14 protein-coding genes are annotated in these 23,962 nt (G+C 54.9%); 10 read left to right on the forward strand and 4 right to left on the reverse strand.

Annotation, left to right across the window (positions count from 1 at the left end; all coding sequences use genetic code 11):
* Positions 1-164 precede the first annotated feature (164 nt).
* From CFI10_RS09175 to CFI10_RS09200, 6 genes are all read left to right on the forward strand, one after another.
* The gene (locus CFI10_RS09175) at positions 165-2,627 is read left to right on the forward strand and encodes a DNA translocase FtsK (RefSeq protein ID WP_242530168.1); all 2,463 of its coding nucleotides are present in this window, start codon (positions 165-167) and stop codon (positions 2,625-2,627) included.
* A gap of 1 nt (position 2,628) precedes the next feature.
* Positions 2,629-3,255, forward strand: coding sequence for an outer membrane lipoprotein periplasmic chaperone LolA (gene lolA, locus CFI10_RS09180; RefSeq protein WP_242530169.1), 627 nt, complete (start codon positions 2,629-2,631; stop codon positions 3,253-3,255).
* On the forward strand, positions 3,255-4,610 hold the full coding sequence (locus CFI10_RS09185) for a replication-associated recombination protein A (RefSeq protein WP_206841557.1): 1,356 nt from the start codon (positions 3,255-3,257) through the stop codon (positions 4,608-4,610). Before lolA ends, CFI10_RS09185 begins: the two co-directional genes overlap by 1 nt.
* On the forward strand, positions 4,607-4,978 hold the full coding sequence (crcB, locus tag CFI10_RS09190) for a fluoride efflux transporter CrcB (RefSeq protein ID WP_206841561.1): 372 nt from the start codon (positions 4,607-4,609) through the stop codon (positions 4,976-4,978). Before CFI10_RS09185 ends, crcB begins: the two co-directional genes overlap by 4 nt.
* 37 nt (positions 4,979-5,015) lie before the next feature.
* Positions 5,016-6,290 carry a serine--tRNA ligase gene (gene serS / locus CFI10_RS09195; RefSeq protein ID WP_206841563.1) on the forward strand — a complete coding sequence of 425 codons (1,275 nt, stop codon included), beginning with the start codon at positions 5,016-5,018 and terminating at the stop codon, positions 6,288-6,290.
* A 143-nt stretch (positions 6,291-6,433) separates the two neighbouring features.
* A complete protein-coding gene (locus CFI10_RS09200) occupies positions 6,434-7,642 on the forward strand; it encodes a UbiH/UbiF/VisC/COQ6 family ubiquinone biosynthesis hydroxylase (protein ID WP_206841566.1) in 1,209 nt (402 codons plus the stop codon).
* Positions 7,643-7,709: 67 nt separating this feature from the next.
* Here CFI10_RS09200 and CFI10_RS09205 read toward each other — a convergent pair whose 3' ends face one another.
* Positions 7,710-8,204, reverse strand: a complete 495-nt coding sequence (locus CFI10_RS09205; RefSeq protein WP_206841568.1) for a phasin family protein — start codon at positions 8,202-8,204, stop codon at positions 7,710-7,712.
* A 270-nt stretch (positions 8,205-8,474) separates the two neighbouring features.
* On the reverse strand, positions 8,475-8,861 hold the full coding sequence (locus CFI10_RS09210) for a phasin family protein (protein WP_091824119.1): 387 nt from the start codon (positions 8,859-8,861) through the stop codon (positions 8,475-8,477).
* A 316-nt stretch (positions 8,862-9,177) separates the two neighbouring features.
* Here CFI10_RS09210 and CFI10_RS09215 point away from each other — a divergent pair, with 316 nt between their 5' ends.
* A complete protein-coding gene (locus CFI10_RS09215; RefSeq protein WP_206841571.1) occupies positions 9,178-12,099 on the forward strand; it encodes an insulinase family protein in 2,922 nt (973 codons plus the stop codon).
* Positions 12,100-12,200: 101 nt separating this feature from the next.
* On the opposite strand, the gene CFI10_RS09220 is transcribed toward CFI10_RS09215, so the two are convergent.
* Entirely contained in the window at positions 12,201-14,429 is a 2,229-nt protein-coding gene (locus CFI10_RS09220) for an NADP-dependent isocitrate dehydrogenase (protein WP_206841574.1), read from the reverse strand.
* A 263-nt stretch (positions 14,430-14,692) separates the two neighbouring features.
* Complete coding sequence (metH, locus tag CFI10_RS09225; RefSeq protein ID WP_206841576.1) at positions 14,693-18,415, reverse strand: methionine synthase; 3,723 nt, start codon at positions 18,413-18,415, stop codon at positions 14,693-14,695.
* Positions 18,416-18,781: 366 nt separating this feature from the next.
* Between metH and panD the strand changes: the two genes are divergently transcribed.
* The 3 genes from panD to CFI10_RS09240 all read left to right on the forward strand — a co-directional run bounded on the left by panD (position 18,782) and on the right by CFI10_RS09240 (position 23,949).
* Entirely contained in the window at positions 18,782-19,216 is a 435-nt protein-coding gene (panD, locus tag CFI10_RS09230; RefSeq protein ID WP_206841578.1) for an aspartate 1-decarboxylase, read from the forward strand.
* 297 nt (positions 19,217-19,513) lie between these two features.
* A complete protein-coding gene (locus CFI10_RS09235; RefSeq protein ID WP_277987757.1) occupies positions 19,514-21,448 on the forward strand; it encodes a propionyl-CoA synthetase in 1,935 nt (644 codons plus the stop codon).
* Between the two features lie 143 nt (positions 21,449-21,591).
* The gene (locus CFI10_RS09240; RefSeq protein ID WP_206841581.1) at positions 21,592-23,949 is read left to right on the forward strand and encodes a sensor domain-containing diguanylate cyclase; all 2,358 of its coding nucleotides are present in this window, start codon (positions 21,592-21,594) and stop codon (positions 23,947-23,949) included.
* Positions 23,950-23,962: the final 13 nt, after the last annotated feature.

The raw sequence follows: 23,962 nt of genomic DNA on the forward strand, positions 1-23,962 counted from the left end.
ATCCGGATTGAATGGTTCCTGTTACTGATTGCAGCCGACTCTAAACCCGCGATGGCGGATTGTCTATGACAGCACGGGTGAGCATGGCAATATTCGGTGTCCGTGGCCGATATATGGTATTTTTGCCGCTGCATCGAGATCTGTTGAGTGTAAGGAAAACCGGATTGAGTGAAAAGCGCCCCCCCACAGTGCCTTCTCTGACAACCCAGCTGGCCAGTATTGCCCGCGAGGGTGGGCTGATCCTGCTGGCTGGAGCCTGTCTGTTTTTATTGCTGGCACTGATTGGATATGACCCGCGCGACCCGGGATGGTCGCATCTGGCTTACCAGCCAGAGGTGAAGAATTTTACCGGAACTGCAGGCGCCTGGATGGCTGATGGCATGATTTCCGCTTTTGGCGTAGGCGCCTATCTGTTACCGCTGCTGGTGTTGTGGCCAGCCTGGCGCTATCTGCGCCAGGTCCGCGTGGGTATTATGGAAACCTTGCCATTCCTGATGCTGCGCAGCCTGGGGGCCGCTATCTTCCTGCTAGCCCTGTGCACACTGTCATCTATCCATCTTTCCAACGACAGCCTGCATTACCCGTTTACGGTGGGCGGCTTGCTGGGCGAGGCCACTTCTGACTGGGCTGTCAGCTGGTTCAGCGTTACCGGAAGCTCAATTCTGTTCTGGACTCTGATGCTGCTGGGCCTGACCTTGTTTCTGGAGTTCTCGTGGCAGGAGCTGCTCGAACTGCTTGGTGGCGCTCTTCTGCGGATGGTTGACCAGTTGCGCGGACGGCTGCCCCTTACGACTGCAGACGAACCCGCCATTGCAAATAACGCGTTTGCGAGAGCAGCTGATTCACCTGACGTGGCACCTCGTGTTTCACGACCGGTCAGCCCAGCCCCAGCCATGCATGAACGCATTGAACCACGCATGGAACCATCCATTGCGGAAAATACTGTCATTCCGTCTTCAGAAGAGTCTACGACTACTGCGAAAGCGGCCATGGCCAAAACAAGTGCAGCCGCTGGAGCGGTTGCAGAAGCGGCAAAACGCAGCCTCAAAATTGTGCCGCTGTCTGAAACTCACCAGCCGATGGCGGATGAGCCTGACAGCGAGCCGACCCCGGTCAAACGCAAACAGTTACCCAGACTGCCATCTCTTGATCTGCTTGACCCGCCAGAGCTGCAGCAGCAGCAGGGCTACAGCGAAGATGAGCTGGAGCAGATGTCACGCCTGCTGGAAAGTAAGCTGAAAGACTTTGGCGTAGTCGTTGAAGTGGTTGAAGTCAATCCGGGCCCGGTCATCACACGCTTTGAGCTTCAGCCAGCCCCCGGAGTGAAGGCCAGCAAAATCAGTAACCTGTCGCGTGACCTTGCCCGATCCATGGCCGTCATGAGTGTGCGAGTGGTTGAGGTCATTCCGGGCAAATCCGTTGTTGGGGTGGAAATTCCAAACGAGGTTCGTCAAACCGTGCACCTGAGCGAGGTTTTGAACGCCAGGCCTTATCTGGAAGCCTCCTCACGCCTGACGCTGGCACTGGGCAACGATATTGCAGGCAATCCGGTGGTAGCCAACCTTGCCAAGATGCCACACCTGCTGGTGGCCGGTACGACAGGTTCGGGCAAATCAGTGGGCGTCAACGCCATGCTGCTGAGTCTGTTGCTGAAGGCAACGCCGGAGGAAGTGCGGCTGATTCTGGTTGACCCCAAAATGCTGGAGTTGTCGGTCTACGAGGGCGTCCCACATTTGCTGACTCCCGTCATTACCGATATGAAAGAGGCCGCCGGTGGTTTGCGCTGGTGTGTCGCCGAGATGGAGCGACGTTACCGCCTGATGGCCAAAATGGGTGTGCGCAATATTGCCGGTTTCAACGACAAGGTCATTCAAGCGCAGGAAGCAGGGAAGCCGATCCCGGACCCGCTATGGAATCCGCAGGAATACGGCCTGCCCGATGATGAGCCAGCCCCAACGCTGGAAACGCTGCCCTATATTGTGGTGGTGATTGATGAATTTGCCGACATGATGATGATGGTGGGCAAAAAAGTCGAAGAGTTGATTGCCCGTATTGCACAAAAGGCGAGGGCGGCCGGCATACATTTGATTCTTGCCACGCAACGCCCCTCCGTGGATGTGATCACTGGTCTGATCAAGGCCAATATTCCGACCCGTATCGCCTTCCAGGTGTCATCGAAGATCGACTCGCGCACCATCCTTGATCAGGGCGGTGCCGAGAGTCTGCTGGGTTATGGGGACATGCTCTACGTGCCGGCCGGCACCAGCATTCCGAACCGTGTACATGGCGCCTTCGTCAGCGATGACGAGGTCCATCGAGTGGTTGAGCAGTGGAAGCTGTTGGGAGAGCCGAACTACATTGACGTGAATCTGTCAGATGGGTCAGCAGGAGATGGCGGCAGCGGTGGTGATCTGTTTGATGACGAACAGGACCCACTTTACGACGAGGCGGTAGCGTTCGTGACCGAGTCCCGCAAGGCGTCCATCTCCAGCGTACAGCGCAAGCTCAAAATCGGTTACAACCGTGCTGCACGCATGATCGAAACCATGGAAGCAGCAGGGGTTGTTTCCGAGGCGGGCAGTAATGGTCAGCGCGAAGTGCTGGCACCGCCACCACCGAGGAACTGAGATGCTGAAAAAACTGATGGCTACACTGGCGCTGGGTATAGGCACCGCCTTTGCAGGCCCGGCCGACGATCTGCAACAGCGCCTGTCCGGGTATGAATCGGCACGAGCCGAGTTCAGCCAGTTTGCGCTCAGCAGTGACGGTGACCGAGCCGAGGAATCGGTTGGCTATTTTTACGTGGCCCGTCCGGACCGTTTCCGCTGGGTAACAGAACAGCCATTCGTGCAGGAGATCGTCAGTGATGGGGAGTCGATCTGGATACATGATCCAGACCTGGACCAGGTGACTCGCAGACCCTCCGGTTCACATGGCAACAGCGCTCCTGCGCTGATTCTGAATGGCCAGATCAGCGAACTGCAAAAACAGTTCAGTATCAGTCGCATCGATGAAAACGAACAGGGCATCTCCCTGTTTGAATTACGGCCGTTGAACCCTGAAGGCAACACATTCGCCCGTATACGGTTATTGTTTGAACAGGAGCGCCTGACAGAACTGTCCATGGAGGACAGCCTGGGCCAACGCAGCATGCTGGTTTTGCATGACCTGGAATACAACCCGGAACTGCCGCAGGACATTTTTGAGTTCAGCCTGCCGCCAGGCGCTGACCTGATTGAAGATCCGGGCTTCTGATGCAGGACCTGTTCAGCAACCAGGCCACCGGCTATCAGCCTCTGGCCGCCCGCATGCGACCGCACACACTGGAGCACTATGCTGGTCAGAGTCACCTGCTCGCAGCGGGTAAACCATTACGTCAGGCGCTGGATCAGGGGCTGATCCACTCCATGATTCTGTGGGGGCCGCCGGGGGTCGGTAAAACCACCTTGGCACAACTGGTCGCACACAAGGTCGATGCCCATTTCATCACCCTGTCGGCCGTACTGTCAGGCGTGAAAGAGATTCGCCAGGCGGTAGAAGAAGCACGTCAGGTAAAGGCGCAGAGCGGGCGCAAGACCATCCTGTTCGTGGATGAGGTACACCGTTTCAACAAATCACAACAGGATGCCTTTCTGCCCTATGTGGAAGATGGCACTTTGATCTTTATCGGTGCAACCACCGAAAACCCGTCCTTCGAGCTGAATAATGCTCTTTTGTCCCGGGCGCGCGTTTACCTGCTGCGGGCATTGCAGCCCGATGAGCTGATGCAGGTTGTCCATCATGCCTTGAGCGATGTCCAGCAAGGGCTGGGGTCGCTTCAGTTGAAAGTTGAACCTGACCTGCTGCAGCGACTGATTACAGCGGCTGACGGTGATGCCCGCAGCGCACTCAATCTGCTTGAGATTGCTGCTGATCTGGCACAGCCGCAAGCTGACGGCACCCACCTCGTAACGGAAGCAGTACTGCACGAAGTACTACAGGCGGGAGGGCGCCGCTTTGACAAGGGCGGAGATCACTTCTACGACATGATTTCTGCCTTTCACAAGTCGGTGCGTGGCTCTTCACCGGACGGGGCGCTTTACTGGTATTGCCGTATGCTGGATGGCGGCGCTGATCCGCTCTATGTCGCGCGCCGGTTGGTGGCAATTGCATCGGAAGATATTGGCAATGCCGATCCCCGTGCCATGCAGGTGGCGTTATCAGCCTGGGACGCGTTTGAGCGCGTGGGTCCTGCCGAAGGTGAACGAGCGATAGCACAGGCTGCGATCTACTGTGCCTGCGCACCCAAAAGCAACGCAGTCTACAAGGCATTCAACCAGTGTCTGATGCAGGTGAGAGGCGAAGGCTCTCATCCGGTGCCGGATCATCTGCGCAATGCGCCCACCAGTCTGATGAAGTCGCTTGGGTACGGTGATGAATACCGCTATGCCCATGATGAGCCGGATGCATATGCGGCAGGGGAGAACTATCTGCCGGAGGCCTTGGCTCATCAACGTTGGTATGAGCCCGAACCACGTGGGCTGGAAATCAAAATCCGTGAAAAACTGCAACGCCTTCGTGAACAGGACCAGCGCAGCCCACGGCGACGTTATCCAAGGAGCCCAGGATGATACATCTGTTCGCTGTGGCGCTGGGAGGAGCACTGGGTGCCGTGGCGCGTTACTGGGTCAGTGGCTGGCTCAATAACGCTGAGCATCCCATACCGATCGGTACGCTGAGCGTAAACGTACTGGGCTCTTTCTTGATGGGGGTATGCTTTGTACTGATCCTTGAAAAGGCTCGCCTGTCGCCAGAACTTCGGCCTCTGGTGATGGTTGGATTTTTGGGTGCCTTTACCACTTTCTCGACCTTTTCTCTGGAAACGGTGGCGATGATCAGCGAGGGGCATATAATGTCGGCCCTGATTTATATATCATTAAGCGTTCTATTGTGCATTGCCGCACTGGGTGCCGGATTGTGGTTGACCCGTCTGTTCTGACAACTCTGTACTGACAACACAAGGTAAGTTTGCTCTCATGCTGGATCCTAAATTTGTACGCGCCAACCCTGAAGCAGTCGCTGAGCTGCTGAAAAAGAAAGGGTTTGAATTCCCGGTTGAGCGCTTTATCGAGCTGGACAATCAGCGCAAAGCTATCCAAACCGAAACCGAAGCGCTGCAGAATGAGCGCAACACTCGCTCCAAGAGCATCGGCAAGGCGAAAGCCTCCGGCGAAGACATCCAGCCCCTGCTGGATGAAGTGCAGAGCCTGGGCCAGCAACTCGACGATGCCAAACAGCGCCTGAATCAGGTGCAGGCTACACTTGATGCATTGTTGCTGGGTGTTCCCAACGTTCCGCATGAATCAGTGCCTGCCGGAGCCGATGAAGAGGACAACGTCGAAGTCCGCCGCTGGGGCACTCCGGCAGAGTTCAGTTTTGAGCCTCAGGACCATGTTGCGCTGGGAGAAAAAAACAACGAGCTGGACTTTGAAACTGCCGCCAAAATAACAGGCTCTCGTTTTGCTGTAATGAAAGGCAAGATTGCCCGCCTGCACCGCGCCCTGACCCAATTCATGCTCGACACCCATATTGCCGAGCACGGCTACACCGAAATCTATGTGCCGTATCTGGTCAATGCCGACTCACTGCTCGGAACCGGCCAGCTACCCAAGTTTGAAGAAGACCTGTTCCGCACACCGCTGGGTGATCGAAACTACTACCTGATTCCCACCGCTGAGGTCCCGGTTACCAATACGGTGCGTGACGAGATCATCGACGCGGCCCAGCTGCCACTGCAGTACACCTGCCACACACCCTGTTTCCGTTCCGAGGCAGGCGCTTCTGGTCGTGACACTCGTGGCATGATCCGCCAGCATCAGTTTGACAAGGTTGAGCTGGTACATGTGGTCGAGCCGGCAAAATCCTGGGATGCCCTTGAGGCTCTCACCGGGCACGCTGAGGCCATTCTGCAGAAACTGAATCTGCCCTACCGGGTTGTCGCCCTCTGTGGCGGCGACCTCGGTTTCAGTGCCGCCAAGACCTACGATATCGAGGTTTGGCTACCGGGGCAGGGCAAGTTCCGCGAGATCTCTTCCTGTTCCAACATGGGTGACTTCCAGGCGCGTCGCATGATGGCACGTTGGCGTAACCCGGAAACCGGCAAACCGGAGCTGGTACATACGCTGAACGGTTCCGGCCTTGCTGTTGGCCGAACACTGGTCGCTGTACTGGAAAACTACCAGACCGAAAGTGGCTCTGTTCGCGTACCCGAAGTGCTGCAGCCTTACATGGGCGGTATTACCGAACTGTGACTCTGCTACGCGCCACCCTAAAGCCCCGCAACTGCGGGGCTTTTTGTTTCCTTGCGCACAATAGACACGGTTTGATCTGACGCAAGCGACCATTCGGGGCTTGGGGTATACTGGCCTGCATTGCGATTTGAAGGAGCATGCTGATGAAAACCCGATACGATGTTCTGATTGTCGGTGGTGGTATGGTGGGGTCCGCACTGGCCTGCGCGCTGGGCGGCTCCGGTCTGTCGGTAGCCGTGCTGGAGCGTCAACTACCTGCCGGCTTCGAGCCTTCCCAGCCCCACGATCTGCGCGTGTCCGCCTTGAGTATTGCCTCCGAACGCTTCCTTCAGAATATCGGCGTCTGGGGTGGAATAAAGGACCGACGCAGCTGCCCCTACCGACGCATGAAAGTGTGGGAGAAAAGCTCAACTGCCGCAGCCACCGAGTTTGATGCCACTGCTATAGGCTACGACCACCTTGGTCATATCGTTGAGAACCGCCTGATCCAGATTGCGCTGCTGGAGCGCCTGAAAGCATTTGACAATATCGATCTGATTTCGCCAGCTCCTACAACGCGGATTGACTATGTTCCCGGTGCAACACTGGTGCAACTGGAGGATGGCCACGAGTTGGTAGGTCGTTTGGTTGTGGCAGCGGATGGCGGAGACTCAAAGGTACGCCAGGCAGCCGGTATCGGTGTGACCAAGTGGGATTACGAACAGCATGCCTTGGTCGCCGGTGTTACGACCGCCTATGGCCAGGAGGATATCACCTGGCAGCAGTTTACCCCGACCGGGCCGCTGGCCTTCTTGCCGTTGAGTGGACACAACGCTTCACTCGTGTGGTACAACACGCCAAACGAGGTCAAACGCCTTCTGGCCTTGCCTGAAGAACAGTTCCTGCAGCAATTGCATGCTGTATTTCCGAGCGAGTTGGGCCATATCACCGAGATACAGGGGCGCAGCAGTTTCCCGCTGCGACGTCAGCATGCTCAGCAATATTGCCATGAAGGGGTTGTGCTGGTCGGGGACGCTGCCCATATGATTCATCCGCTGGCCGGGCAGGGCGTCAATATTGGTCTGCTGGATGCAGCTGCACTGGCACAAACGCTGCTTGCAGCGCATCAATGTGGCGAATCCATCAGTGATCTCAGTGTGCTTGAGCGTTTCGAGAAACAGCGCCGCCGCCACAACCTGCTGATGATGCAAGTCATGGACGGATTCTATCGCATATTCAGCAATGATATTGGGCCGCTCAAACTGCTTCGGAATGCGGGCTTGGGGCTGGCAGGGCACTTGCCGCCGGCACGTAACCGGGTAATGGAGTTTGCGATGGGGCTCAGAGGAGAGCTGCCCGATCTGGCCAGATAGGCGCTCGGTACAGAAACAAAAATGACCGCCCTTGGGCGGTCATTTCATATACAGCGAAGAGGCGGTATCAGGATGCAGCAGAGGCGCTGGCTGCTGAAGCGGCCTTGCGAGCAGCAGGCTTGGCTGCCGGCTTTTCGGCTTCAGTTTTCGGCATGAAGTTGCTGATATCGAACTTGGTCATATCAAACTGGTTCATGTCGAACTTGGGTAGATCGAGTTTGGTCAGGTCGAAGTAGGGCATTTCGCTCAGTGAGCTCAGGCTCTGCTCGAACAGGCTGGATACTTCTTCACGCACTTCATTCAGCGTGGCCAGCTCCTGTTCGGCAACTTCGGTCCACTTCGCTTCCTGCTGCTTGATGAAGTCCATCTGAAGCTCCAGTGCCTGCTTCGGCTCTTTCACTTCAGCCAGTGCCTTAACCTGAGCCAGGCTGGCATTAACGCAATCGGCAAAGTAGCCGGACTGCAGAGCAAAAATTTTCTCAACAGCTTTTTTGTTGATTTCAGCCAGCTCGGTAACGGGCTTCATTTTGTCCTGCATCTCTTTCAACATGTTGTCGTACATAGTCACTTACCTTTAATAACAGTGCAAAGAACCGACTTCAGCGTTTTTGCTGCGGTGCAAAAAATGCATGATAGACATTCAATTCTCACTCTGTCAAACCTGCAGCCAACAAAGTGAATTCTTTTTGATTTGCGTTAATCTGCTGCCAGATCGACGAAATTCAGTATCTTTTAGCAGACAGCAGCAGTGCTGAATACATGCCACGGATGAGTCAATCAAGCGCAGCCAGCAGGTCGGGGATTGTGCAAACGCACAACCCCAACCACCGATTTACTTGCTGCTTTTGGCAGCCATGTCCATCGGTTTCATGAACTTCTGCAGTTCAGCCATGAAGGGAACGTCCTTCAGGTCACCGATTTCGGCAACGCTTTTCTCAACCAGACCGGTAAGTTCTTCCTTGGCTTCAACCAGAGCAGCCATCTCTTTCTCGGCCACGTCTGTCAGTTTTGCTTCGATCTCTTTCAGATACTTGACCTGAAGCTCCAGTGCAGCCTTGGGATCGCGCGACTCAGACAGGGTCTTCATCTGGTTCAGGCTGGCGTTAACAAATTCAGACACGTAGGCAGACTGCAGAGCAATCAGCTTCTCGGTGGTCTTTTTGTTGATTTCAGCCATATCCATGACCGGCTTCATTTTGTCTTTCATGTTCTCGTACATAGTAAGTCACCTCTTCAATGACGTTTGCAGCATTCGCTGCGTTTTTGTGCATTGCAACAATGAGTTCACTTTAGTGATCCTGAAGCAGAGTGTCAAGCCCGTTTTGTGCATTGCACAATAATATTTTCGATCAGCCAAAATCGCCTGTATAGACTGGGATTGGGAACGAATCGTCTGTTCTTTTCCAGCACTACTGCCGTTCCGACAAGCGTCATGCGGCAGCGCAACAAACAGGCCAGTCAGGTTGAACTGCAATGATGATCCGGAATGGTTACAATGAGGTAAATACGACATGAATTCCGACACAAGGCACTCTATGCATACTGAAATCTGTCATCCCGGGTTCCGCTTTCTACAACACAAGGCGATTGAGTCACTCAATATTGAAGTGGCGGAGTATGAGCACATTACAACTGGGGCGCTGCATTATCACATTGCGTCAGAGCATGATGAGAATGTATTTCTGGTTGCGTTCAGAACCATGCCGGAAGACTCTACCGGTGTGGCACACATTCTGGAGCACACCGCACTCTGTGGCAGTGAACGCTATCCGGTTCGCGACCCCTTCTTCATGATGACCCGGCGCTCGCTTAATACGTTCATGAATGCTTTCACCAGCAGTGACTGGACGGCTTATCCCTTTGCCAGCCAGAACCGGAAGGATTTCTTCAATCTGCTGGATGTGTATCTGGATGCCACCTTCTTTTCACGACTTGATCCACTGGATTTTGCTCAGGAAGGACATCGTGTCGAGTTCAGCGAAGCAGCCAACCCTGACTCCTCACTGGTGTACAAGGGGGTGGTATACAACGAGATGAAGGGGGCAATGAGCTCACCGGTTTCCACGCTGTGGCAAACGCTGACACGCTACCTGTTTCCCACCACCACCTATCATTACAACAGCGGTGGTGAGCCGGACTGTATTCCGGATCTCAGTTACGAAGAACTGCTGGAGTTCTACCGCAGTCATTACCATCCCAGCAACGCAGTCTTCATGACCTTTGGCAACCTGCCGGTTGAAGAGCTGCAGCAGCGCTTTGAAGAGCAGGCTCTGTCCCGCTTTGAACGCCGTGATGAGACATTGAGCGTAGACAACGAGAAGCGTTATTTCGCCCCTTTGAGAGTTGAAGAGGCGTATGCGCTCGAACAGGACGACCTGACAGCATCTACCCATCATGTCATAGGCTGGCTGCTGCCGCGTTCGATTGAGCTTGATCAGCTGATGCAGGCCCACCTGCTCAGTCGGGTGTTGCTGGACAACTCCAGCTCACCATTACGGGCAGCACTTGAGTCGACCGATCTGGGCAGCGCCCCTTCACCGCTGTGTGGACTTGAAGACTCCAACCGCGAGATGAGCTTTATGTGTGGCCTTGAAGGCAGCGAGCCTGAAAAGGCGGCGGCCTTCGAGCAACTGGTGATCGATACGCTTGAAAAGGTTGCAGAAGAGGGCGTACCGCAGGAAACGGTTGAGGCCCAGCTTCATCAGCTGGAGCTGAGTCAGCGTGAAATTACCGGTGACGGCTACCCATTTGGTCTGCAACTAATTCTGTCGGCCATGCCGGCGGCCATTCACCGGGGCAACCCGATTGGGGTGCTGGACATTGATCCCGCCCTGGAAAAGCTGCGCGAGCAGATCAAGGATCCAGCGTTCATTCCTGGGCTGGTACGCCGCTGGCTGCTGGACAATCCGCACCGTGTGCGCCTGACACTGCGACCGGATGCCGAACTGGCTGCCCGTCGTGATGCAGCTGAAGCGGCACGGTTGGAACAGATCAAGGCGGGCCTGAGCGAAAGCGATAAACAAGATATTATTGATCGTTCTCAGGCGCTTGAAGCACGCCAACAGCAGGTTGATGATGACAGCATTCTGCCCTGTGTCACCCTTGAGGACGTCCCGGCTGAGCTTAACCTGCCGACTGCCACTGAACTGGCCACCGATCCGCTTAAAACGACCTGGTTTGGTGCCGGTACCAACGGTCTGGTTTACCAGCAGGTGATTCTTGACCTGCCTGAACTGAGTGAGCGTGAACAATCCCTTATGCCTCTGTACACCTACTGCCTGACAGAGCTCGGCTGTGGTGATCGCGACTATCGCGCCAATCAGGCCTACCAGAGCCAAGTGACCGGTGGACTGCATGCTTACACAAGCCTGCGAGGCAGCGTCGATGACGAACAACAGGTCAGCGCCTACCTGGTGATGTCCGGCAAGGCCCTTAGCGTTAACAGTGAAAAACTGACCGCGCTGATGGCCGAAACGCTTGCTGATGCGCGTTTTGATGAAACTGCCCGCATCCGTGAAATTGTGGCGCAACAGCGTGCACGCCGTGAGCAGAGCATTACCGGATCAGGCCACAGCCTGGCGATGATGGCCGCAGGGGCCGGTTTCAGCCCGGTAGCCCGACTGTCACACCAGACCCGTGGCCTTGCCGGCGTACGCTTTGTCAAACAGCTGGACAAAAGTCTGGCAGAGGAGAATATGCTGACGGCTCTGTCAGCTGAACTGACGGCGCTGCATGAGCGTATTCGGTCGGCGCCTCGTCGCTTCCTGCTGGTCGGTGAAGAGGAGCATCGTGACAGTCTGCGTCAGCAGCTTGAGCAGTTCTGGATAGGTCAGGCTGACAGTCGAGGTGATTTTGTTGCTCTGTCACTGCCCGAAACCCGCTCGGCGGTTCAGCAGCTATGGCTAACCAGTACCCAGGTCAGTTTCTGTGCCAAGGCCTACCCGACAGTACCAACAGGCCACCCGGACGCAGCAGCACTGACCGTACTGGGTGACTATTTGCGTAACGGTTACCTTCACCGTGCCATCCGAGAGAAGGGTGGGGCCTATGGGGCAGGCGCCGGGCAGGACAATGGCGATGCTATCTTCCGCTTCTTTTCCTATCGCGATCCGCGCATAGAGGGAACGCTGGACGACTTCGATCAGGCGCTGCAGTGGTTGGCCACCTCTGAGGGGGATCCGCAGCGACTACAGGAGGCGATTCTGGGTGTAGTCAGCTCCATGGATAAGCCCGGCTCCCCAGCCGGAGAAGCCAAATCGACCTACCACAGCAGCCTGTTCGGCCGCACGCCAGAGGTGCGTCAGGCCTTCCGCCAGCGGATTCTGTCGATCACGCTTGATGACCTCAAGCGCGTGGCATCGACCTGGCTCTCGCCCGAAAAGGCGAGCATGGCTGTTGTGACCAGTCACAAGGCTGCAGATTCTCTGGCAGGCGACTGGGAGCGGATTGAGATCTGATCGGCAGGTCTCGGCAGCTCAGGTATGGCTGCCGAGATCCTTCCAGACAGGCATAAAAAACCCGGGCAAGCCCGGGTTTTTTCTTTTTAGATCATCAATGATTACTTCTTGAAGTCATCCAGGATCTTGTTGAAGGTAGCGCTTGGGCACATCACCTTGAACACGGTATCGAGATTTGCGTGGTAGTAACCATCCAGTTCGGCAGGCTTGCCCTGTACCGCATTCAGCTCGTCCACGATGGTCTGCTCGTTCTGAGTCAGCGCATCAGCCAGCGGCTTGAATTCGGCTGCAAGATCAGCATCCTCAGCCTGAGCAGCCACTTCCTGTGCCCAGTACAGGGCCAGGTAGAAATGGCTGCCACGGTTATCCAGCTCGCCAGCTTTGCGTGAAGGTGACTTACCGTTTTCCAGCAGACGCTCGGTTGCTTTATCGAGTGCGGTTGCCAGTACCTTCGCACGGACATTGCCTTTCTTGATGCCCAGCTCTTCCAGAGAAACGCCCAGTGCCAGGAACTCACCCAGTGAATCCCAACGCAGGTGGTTTTCCTGCATGACCTGCTGAACATGTTTCGGTGCAGAACCGCCGGCACCGGTTTCGTACATGCCGCCGCCAGCCAGCATCGGCACGATGGACAGCATCTTCGCAGATGTACCCAGTTCCATGATCGGGAACAGGTCGGTCAGGTAGTCGCGCAGAACGTTACCGGTCACAGAGATAGTGTCCAGACCGCGAATCAGACGTTCCATGGAAACACGGATCGCTTCGTTGTAGGACATGATGGAGATGTCGAGACCTTCTGTGTCGTGCTCTTTCAGGTACTCTTTGACTTTTTTGGTCAGCTCCAGATCGTGCGCACGTTCCTGGTCCAGCCAGAAGATGGCCGGAGTATCGGACTGACGTGAACGGTTGACCGCCAGCTTGACCCAGTCACGGATCGCCGCGTCCTTGGTCTGGCAGGCGCGCCAGATGTCGCCTTTTTCCACTTCGTGCTGCATCAGGACAGTGCCGTCAGCCTTCACGACGCGCATGGTACCATCAGCCTGGATCTCAAAAGTCTTGTCGTGAGAGCCGTACTCTTCGGCTTTCATCGCCATCAATCCCACGTTCGGTACGCTGCCCATGGTAGTGGGATCGAACGCGCCGTTGGTTTTACAGAAGTTGATCATTTCCTGGTAGATGCGCGCATAAGTAGACTCAGGCATAACAGCCTTGGTGTCTTTCTGCTTGCCATCGCGGCCCCACATTTGGCCGGAGTTGCGGATCATGGCCGGCATGGACGCATCAACGATTACGTCGCTCGGGATGTGCAGGTTGGTGATACCTTTAACGGAATCAACCATCGCCATTTCCGGGCGGTGTTCGTAGCAGGCATGGATCGCTTCTTCGATTTCGTCCTGAGTGGACTGGGGCAGAGACTTGATCTTCTCGTAGACGCTGCTCATGCCGTTGTTCGGGTTAACACCCAGTTGCTCGAACAGCTCACCATACTTGTCGAATACTTCACGGTAGAACACACGTACCGCATGGCCGAACACGATCGGGTGAGATACCTTCATCATGGTCGCCTTGACGTGCAGGGACCACATGACACCTGCTTCTTTACAGTCCTGAAGTGTGTCTTCGAAGAAAGCGTCCAGCGCCTTGGCACTCATGAACATGCTGTCCAGAACTTCGCCTTTTTCCAGGCTGAGTTCTTTTTTCAGGACCGGCTGACCGCCATTGGGAACAAACTCGATGCGTACATCGGTTGCCTCAGGCATGGTGACCGACTGTTCGCTGGAGAAGAAGTCACCGCCACGCATGTAATCCGCGTGGGAGCGTGAAGACTTGCTCCATTTGCCCATTGAATGCGGGTGCTTGCGAGCGAAAGCCTTGACCGCAGCCGGCGCACGACGGTCAGAGTTGCCCTGACGCAGAACTGGGTTTACAGCGCTGCCGAGAATGCCGGCGTAACGGGATTTGGCTTCTTGTTCTTCGTCGGTCTGCGCGTTCTCAATGTACTCAGGCACGTCGTAGCCCTGCTCCTGCAGCTCTTTGATGGCGGCACGCAGCTGGGGAACGGAAGCACTGATATTCGGCAGTTTGATGATGTTGGCATCAGGGTCTTTGGCCAGATCGCCGAGGAAAGCGAGACCATCTTCGACGCGCTGCTCTTCGGTGAGGCGCTCGGGGAAGGCAGCAAGAATACGGGCAGCCAGGGAGATATCGCTCAGATCAACTTCAATATCGGCAGAAGAAGCGAAGGTGCGAATAATCGGCAGCAGCGAAGCGGTCGCCAGTGCCGGAGCTTCATCAGTTAGGGTATAGATGATTTTTGATTTTGTAGGCATGTTTTTCCCCGAAATGATTTATGGCTGGATTGCCAAGGGCTCGTTCGGGCGATGGATAATCACCCTGCGCTGTATGAATGAGCCTGGCGCTTGTAAATCGGCTACAAATTATAAAGGCTGAAGGGGCTTTTTGATACCCGGGCACTATCGACTTAGGGCTAAAGAATGGGCCTGAGATGATAAAAAGGCGTGATTGAATGTAGCAAACCAACAACCTGACAGGCCCGGCCGGAAAGCCTGTCAGGTTAGTGCGAAACGAGGGGTCAGCTCTGTTCCGGCTCATAGCCCAGATTGGGTGCCAGCCAACGTTCGGCCTCATCCATGCTCATCCCCTTGCGCTTGGCATAGCTTTCGACCTGGTCTTCACCAACTTTGGCAACGCCGAAGTATCGCGCATCAGGATGGCTGAAATACCAGCCGCTGACCGCTGCGGTCGGCAGCATGGCAAAACTGTCGGTCAACGTCATGCCTGCGTTATGCTCCACATCCAGCAGCTCCCATAGCAGAGCCTTTTCAGTATGGTCAGGGCAGGCCGGGTAGCCCGGAGCGGGGCGGATACCCTGATACTGCTCACGAATCAGTGCATCATTGTCGAGGTTTTCATCCGCGGCATAGCCCCAAAACTCGGTGCGAACACGCTTGTGCATGCACTCGGCAAAAGCTTCAGCCAAGCGGTCAGCAAGGGCCTTGACCATGATGCTGTTATAGTCATCGTGATCAGCTTCAAACTCGGCGATCATTTTATCGATACCGATGCCGGCCGTGACCGCAAATGCGCCGATGTAGTCGTCAACACCCGAGTCATGGGGAGCAACATAGTCACCCAAACAATGGTTGTAGCGTCCCTCGACTTTTTGCGTCTGCTGACGAAGGTGGTGCACGCGCATGCGAACCTGGTCCCGCGTATCATCGGTATAGATTTCGATGTCATCCGCGTTGCGGCTGTTGGCGGGGAACAGGCCGATAACGCCACGGGCGCGCAGCTTTTTGTTGTCGATGATATCGCGCAGCATCCGTTTGGCATCTTCATACAGCTTGCGTGCCTCTTCACCTACAATCTCGTCATCAAGAATGCGCGGGAAGCGCCCAGCCAGTTCCCATGACTGGAAGAAAGGCGTCCAGTCGATGTACTGGCTCAGCTCTTCCAGGTCATAGTCTTCAAACACATGAATGCCGGGCTTGGCCGGTGCAACCGGAGCGTAACTGCTCCAGTCGATCGGTTGGCGGTTGGCACGGGCGGCTTCCAGTGTTACTCGGCGCTGATCATTCTGGCGCGCTGCGTGACGTTCGCGTACTGCCTGATATTCATCCTGTATCTCTTTGATGAAATTGATTCTTTTTGTCTCAGACAGCAGCGATGAAGCAACACCAACAGAGCGCGAAGCGTTGGTAACATGCACGACCTGATTGTTCTTGTAGTTGGGTTCAATCTTCACCGCCGTATGCGCCTTGGAGGTAGTGGCACCGCCAATCATCAACGGAATGGTAAAGCCCTGGCGCTGCATCTCTTTTGCCACATGTACCATTTCGTCCAGAGACGGGGTGATCAAACCGGAGAGGCCAATAATATCGGCGTTGTGTTCACGGGCGGCCTGCAGAATTTTTTCCGAAGGTACCATTACACCCAAGTCAACGATTTCGAAGTTATTGCACTGCAGAACGACACCAACGATATTCTTGCCTATGTCATGAACGTCACCTTTCACGGTGGCCATGATCACCTTGCCGGCGGAGCTGCTGGCATTGTCAGCCTTTTCCTCTTCTATGAAAGGCATAAGGTAGGCAACAGCCTTTTTCATCACGCGAGCGGACTTGACCACCTGGGGCAGGAACATTTTGCCGGCACCGAAAAGGTCGCCCACGATGCCCATGCCATCCATCAGCGGACCTTCAATTACCTGCAGCGGGCGTTCATAGAGGTGGCGACACTCTTCCACATCCTCTTCGACATAGTCAGCAATACCTTTGACCAGTGCGTGGGCAAGCCGTTTGTTGACCTCCCAGCTGCGCCACTCAAGATCCTGTTTGACCGATGATTCGGAGGCGCCGCCCCGGTATTTCTCCGCCAGCTCAAGCATCCGCTCGGTGCCGTCTGCGCGTCGGTTCAGAACGATGTCTTCAACATGCTCGCGCAGATCTTCCGGCAGGTCATCATAGATCGCCAGCTGGCCGGCATTAACGATACCCATATCCATGCCGTTTTTAATGGCGTGGTACAGGAAGACACAGTGAATCGCTTCACGCACCTTGTCGTTGCCGCGAAACGAGAAGGAAACGTTGGACACACCACCGGACACCTTGGCGTAGGGCAGGTGCTGCTTGATCCAGCCAGTCGCATTGATGAAATCGTTGGCGTAGTTGTCGTGTTCTTCGATCCCGGTGGCAATGGCGAAGATATTGGGGTCAAAGATGATATCTTCCGGCGGGAACCCCACCTTGTCCACCAGCACACGGTAGGAACGCTCACAGATTTCGATTTTGCGCTTGTAGGTATCAGCCTGACCGGATTCATCAAACGCCATGACCACTACAGCGGCACCGTACTGACGAATCTTGCGCGCCTGTGCGATGAAGTTCTCTTCGCCTTCCTTGAGGCTGATCGAGTTGACCACACCCTTGCCCTGAATGCGCTTGAGCCCTTCCTCCATCACATGCCACTTGGAGGAGTCAAGCATGATAGGCACCCGTGAGATGTCAGGCTCAGAGGTGGTCAGGTTCAGGAAGCGGTTCATCGCGGCTTCGGCATCCAGCATCCCTTCATCCATGTTGATGTCGATGATCTGGGCACCGTTTTCCACCTGCTGGCGGGCCACTTCAAGTGCTGTTTCGTAGTCACCCTCCTTAATCAGGCGACGGAACTTGGCCGAGCCGGTGACATTGGTGCGCTCACCCACATTGATGAACAGGGTATCGGCACCAATATTCATCGGCTCCAGACCGGACAGGCGACACTCGACAGCCAGTTCAGGAATTTTCCGTGGCGCCTGATCCAGCAGTGCTTCGCGAATGACGCGGATATGTTCCGGCGTAGTACCGCAGCAGCCACCAACGATATTCACAAAACCGGATTGTGCCCACTCGCGGATTTCGTCTGCCATCTGTTCGGGCGTTTCGTCATACTCGCCGAAGGCATTGGGCAGGCCTGCATTGGGATGCACGGATACGAAGGTGTCGGCTACCCGAGACAGCTCTTCCACATACTGGCGCAGCTCTTTCGGCCCCAAAGCGCAGTTGAGCCCAATACTGATCGGGCGGGCGTGACGTACCGAGTTCCAGAAGGCTTCGGTGGTCTGGCCGGAAAGCGTACGCCCGGAGGCATCGGTGATGGTGCCGGAAATCATCACCGGCAGGCGAATATCATGCTGCTCAAAGTAGTGTTCAATGGCATAGATCGCCGCTTTGGCGTTTAGGGTGTCAAAAATGGTTTCGATCAGAATGATGTCGATGCCACCTTCAAGCAAACCGTCGATGGACTCGGTGTAGGCCTCTACCAGCTCATCAAAGGTCACATTGCGATAACCTGGATCGTTTACATCCGGTGAAATGGTCGCTGTACGGTTAGTCGGACCCAGCACCCCGGCTACATAGCGAGGGCGGTCAGGAGTTTGGGCTGTTATCCTGTCAGCCGCCTCTCGTGCCAGGCGGGCAGCAGCCACGTTGATTTCGCGGGTCAACACCTCCATCTCGTAGTCCGCCATGGCGATGCGAGTGGCGTTGAAGGTGTTGGTTTCGATAATGTCCGCGCCTGCCTCAAGGTAGGCGATATGGATGTCGCGAATGAAATCCGGCTGAGTCAGCACCAGAAGGTCGTTGTTACCCTTAACGTCAAGGTGCCAGTCGGCAAAGCGTTCGCCACGGTAATCCGCCTCAGACAGCTTGCGCTCCTGGATCATGGTGCCCATGCCGCCATCAAGCATCAGGATACGCTGGTTCAGTGACTGGCTGAGCTGTGTGTGCAGATTTTTGTTGTTCACGTGTACATCCATTGCAATAACCTTTGAGAGAGCGCCATTGTAGTCCAAACAGAGGGCGCTTTGCCTGAGGGCTAGTCATACAGTATTGAAAATATTTTGAGATTGCTGCGTTGCATAAATTTTCCTGAACGCGCACTTATAATTTGAAACAAACGTGCTAGAATGCACCCGCTTTTTCAGATCGCTGTTTCTCAGGACCAATTCGACGTCCATCCCCTCCATGGCACCCTCAGACTTCCAGCCGGAACCTGTGGGATCACTTTGCCTATTGAGTGAAGGGGTAGCCGCGGACGGACGTCCGGTATCACAGATACCAGAGAGCGGTGTTAATGAGTACCGGCAAGCCGGTCATACAGAGAGAAGACGCAGGTTTTCAGTATGCTGCAGACATTCTTGAAAGCGAAACTGCACCGGGTAACTGTTACCCATGCAGAGCTTCATTATGAAGGTTCATGTGCCATTGATGGTGAGTTGCTGGAGAAATCCGGCATTCGTGAATATGAGATGATCCATATTTACAACATCAACAACGGCGAACGCTTCACCACATATGCCATCAGGGCTGAAAATGGCAGTGGCGTCATTTCTGTCAACGGAGCGGCCGCGCACAAGGCTCAGAAAGGCGATCTGCTGATTATCTGTTCCTACGTCCAACTGGACGAGCAGGAGGCAGAAGGCTACCAGCCAACTCTGTGCTACTTCGAGAATGCCAAGTCGGATAACGGCGTCGGCATTACCGATGATGAGCTGCGCGCTCGCAACCAGCTGACTGGTATGAAGTCAGCCATCCCGGTCCAGACAAGCGACATGTAACGCAAAACTGGATTGAAGAACCCGCCCGGCACTCGCCGCGCGGGTTTTTTTAGTGTCTTTTGTTGCTGATAGGTATTTACCCCTAATTGGTGACACCATGTCGACACTTTGAGACTATTCGTTTCATATGTGATCAGCATCAATTTTACCGAAGCCTGCAGCATGGCTCGCTTTCCGGCCCTGCAGCCTTTACCGAAGTAGCTGTTTACGCCTTTTGTCTTAGTTTACTCGGGAAGAACTTTCGCTAAAGTGTCGCCACCTGCCTCAGGGACTGTCAACAATACAACTATAAACCTCCTGAGCTATTCACCAACCCGAGAGTTAGAGGCCGCTGCGATGTCTTACCATGCAGAGTACACCAAGTCTGTTGAAAACCCGGAAGCCTTCTGGGCCGAAAAGGCGGCAGACCTGCCCTGGTTCAAACAGCCCCAAACCATCCTCTCCAAGGATGAAAACGGCATTGACCGCTGGTTTGCGGATGGCGAAATGAACACTGCCTATATGGCACTGGATCATCATGTCGAAAATGGCCGTGGTGACCAATTGGCTGTCATCTATGATTCACCGGTCAGCAATACCAAGCGCCAGCTGACCTATCGCGAAATGCGTGATCAGGTGGCACTGTTCGCCGGGGTACTCAAGGCGCAGGGCGTGGAGAAAGGCGATCGCGTTGTAATTTATATGCCAATGGTGCCGGAAGCCCTGATCGCAATGTATGCGGTTGCACGGCTGGGGGCGATTCATTCCGTGGTATTCGGTGGCTTTGCACCTCACGAGCTTGCAGTTCGCATAGATGATGCTGAGCCTAAGGTGGTAGTAACAGCTTCCTGTGGTCTTGAAGTCTCGAAAATCATCGAATACAAGCCAATGTTGGACGAGGCAATCGAGCAATCTGCTCACAAGCCTGAAAAGTGCATCATACTGCAGCGTCCGCAGGCAAAAGCCAGCCTGATTGCCGGCCGCGACCTGGACTGGGAAGAGGCCGTAGCATCTGCAGAGCCGGCCGATTGCGTGCCGGTAAAAGGCACCGACCCACTCTACATCCTTTACACCTCAGGCACGACAGGCAAGCCCAAGGGCGTAGTGCGTGATAACGGTGGCCACGCTACCGCGCTGAAATACTCCATGAAGGCGATTTACAACATCGACGCCGGCGATACATTTTTGGCCGCATCCGATGTTGGCTGGGTTGTAGGGCACTCCTACATTGTCTACGCACCACTACTGGCAGGTGCAACCACTATTGTTTACGAAGGCAAGCCCGTACGCACACCGGATGCTGGTGCATTCTGGCGCCTTTGTGAAGAGTACAAGATCAAGGCTCTGTTTGCCGCACCGACAGCGTTCCGCGCCATCAAGAAAGAAGATCCTGACGCCAAAGAGATCAGCAAGTACGACCTGTCCAGCCTTGAGATCATCTTCATGGCAGGTGAGCGCCTTGATCCACCAACCTACCACTGGACCATTGAAAAAACCGGCAAACCAGTCATCGATCACTGGTGGCAGACCGAAACCGGCTGGGCCATTTGTGGCAACTTGATGGGCATCGAGCAAAAAGAGCCCAAGCCGGGCTCTGCCACCTTGCCGGTGCCAGGCTTCAATGTGCAGATTCTGGACTCGGAGGGTAATCAGATGCCGGCAGGCGAGCAGGGCTCTATTGCCATCAAGTTGCCACTGCCACCGAGCTGCCTGCCGACCATTTGGGGCAACCATGAGCGCTTCCGAGCCGGCTACCTGTCTGACTTCCCGGGCTATTACACATCTGGTGATGGCGGCTACAAGGATGAAGACGGCTACGTGTTCATCATGGGCCGCACTGATGACGTCATTAACGTAGCAGGCCATCGCTTGTCTACCGGCGAAATGGAAGAGATCGTTGCCGATCATCCCGCTGTTGCCGAATGCGCCGTCATCGGTATCAATGACGCACTTAAAGGGCAGGCCCCCATTGGTCTGGTCTTGCTCAAGGATGGCATCGATGTGGACGAGGCTGTTCTTGAAAAGGAACTGGTCGCAATGGTACGCAAGGAGATCGGCCCGATCGCCTGCTTCAACCGCGCCATCGTGGTACAACGCCTGCCCAAAACTCGTTCCGGCAAGATCCTGCGCAAGCTGCTGCGCCAGATCGCGGATGGTCAGGAATACACTGTACCGTCCACTATCGACGACCCGGCCAGCCTGTCTGAAATTGAAGACATCATGGACAATCATGGCCTGGTTCAGCACAACTGAGCAACTTGAATTAGCTAACAAGGGCAGCCACAGGGCTGCCTTTTCTGTTTTGATTACTCAATAAGTCCTGATACGGTCGTAACTGACGCTCCATCTGGTAAACTGCCTGTTTAAAGATACCCTTCAAGGCCCCTGCGTCCGTTATGCGAACCATCTCTTTTCGCGCACTTCTGATCACCTCCAGCCTTTTATTGTTGCTGATCTTCTTTGGCATGACAGTCTACAGTTTGAATGAACGCCAGAATCTGCTTCAGCAACAGCTGGATCGCAAGGCTGACTCATTGCAACAAAGTTTTGAACTGACATTGCACGAGCAGGAAAACAAAATGATATTGCTGGCCTCCATGGTGGCAGCCGACCCGGTGGTGCAGGAGCTTTTCTACCATGGATCTCGCATGGTCGTGATAGAAGGGGGAGGCAAGGGCGGTGAAGAAGCAGCCCGGCTCCGAAAGTCCCTGTTTGATCGAGTGGCACCTGCATGGCGGCAGATGCAGGAACAATATGCACTGCGCCAGCTGCACTTCCACCTGCCACCGGCAAAATCCTATCTGCGCGTCCATGCCCCCGACCATTTTGGCGACGATCTTTCATCCATCCGCCCCATCATTGTAAACACCAATCACACAGGCAAGTCTCAGACCGGCTTTGAAATTGGACGCGTTTATTCTGGTATTCGTGGTGTCACGCCTGTGTGGTACACCCGCCAGGATGGAACGCTGGCGCATGTCGGAGCACTCGAGGCAGGCGCTTCGGTTGACAGTGTATTGAGCCGGCTGGCACCCATGCTGGATGCCGAACTGACCCTGCTGCTAAATCGAAAGGATGTTGAGCGAACTGTCTGGGACGAGTTCAAGCCAGAACCTGTATCAGCCTGTGATTGTTACATAGAAGCCACAACCTCAGACCGCGTTACCCAATGGATGCAGCGCTCAAAACTTTCATTTGATGAGCTAAGTCAGCAGGGCAGTGTTCAGATATTGAACTGGGAAGAGCGCGTATACAGTCTGGCACGCTTCCCACTACAGGATTACAGCAGTCAGACAGAGAACTCAGCCCTGCCACCTCCTGGTATTATCATCAGCTGGCAGGATATAACCGAACTCTGGCATGAAGAGCGGCGCGCTCAACAACTTCTGATTCTGATTACAGCAGGGGCCTATATGCTGACCCAGCTGCTGCTTTTGCTTTTGCTGCGCCGGCTGAGAGAAATGATGCAACAGCGCGTGAATGCAGCCGCCGCGGAGGCGGAGCAGGCACAGCTGCAACTCACCAGTCTGCTGAGCGACTCTCCTGTTGTTACCTACAGCCTTCGCATTCCCGGCACTTCACTTGACTACATATCACCCAACTGCACACATCTGCTTGGCTATCATCCAGAACATATTATTGGGGACGACCACTGGTGGGTTGAGCATATTCATCCACACGATCGCGAGTATGTTCGCCAGACGCTGGATTGGACTCAATGGCCGACAAAGGGCATTCGCAGACGTTATCGACTGCAGCACAACAACGGCCAGTGGCGCTGGATCGAAGACAGGTGCCGCGCATCGCGCTCTGTAGATGGAGTGCAGATGCTGAATGGGGTATTACTTGATATTACAGCGCAGCACCGCGCTGAAGAAGCTCTTAAAGAAAGTGAACGCAGCTTGAGAAGGGCACAACGAATAGGCGCTGTAGGCAGCTGGGAATATCACTTTGCTGATCAGTCACTTACCTGGTCAGAAGAAACCTACCGCATTTTTTCGGTTACACCGGAGCAAACACCAGACTATGCTCTGTTTATCAGCCGAGTCCACCCGGACGACCGTGAACTCGTCGACAGCACTTGGCACAATGCCATACAAGGCGGTCGTTACGACCTTGAGCACCGCGTTGTTGCTGGCGGAGAGGTCCGCTGGGTACGTGAAATGGCTGATTTCGAGCACGATGAAACTGGAGTGTTACGGGCCACCGGAATGGTGCAGGACATTACAAGCCAGAAACTGCGTGAACAAGAACTACATCGACTGGCCACAAGTGATGCACTGACCGGGCTCGCCAATCGGCGCTATTTCATGGAGCGTCTGGAGCAGGAAAGGGCGAGGGCGGTCAGATTTAATACGCGCTGCGGCCTGATGATGATAGATCTGGACCACTTCAAGCAGGTCAATGATCAGTTTGGCCACGCGACTGGTGACCGAGTACTCAAAGCCTTCGCAGATACGGCCGCCACCCAACTGCGCCAGATCGATATTATTGGCCGCATCGGAGGTGAGGAGTTTGCCGTCCTACTTCCAGGCACAGACATGGAGGGTGCCAAGATTTTAGCTGAGAGGCTGAGGCTGGCCATAGCCGCAATCAGTTTTGCAGACATTCACTCATTGCACGTTACTACCAGTATCGGTGTAACCGTCATCACTAAAGCGGATCATGAAGTGGATGCGCCACTGGGCCGGGCTGACAAGGCCGTATATACAGCAAAGCATAATGGTCGCGACCGAATAGAGATTGCCGAATGATATGTATTTTTAA

The sequence above is a fragment of the Marinobacterium iners genome (assembly GCF_017310015.1).
Lineage (GTDB): Bacteria > Pseudomonadota > Gammaproteobacteria > Pseudomonadales > Balneatricaceae > Marinobacterium > Marinobacterium iners.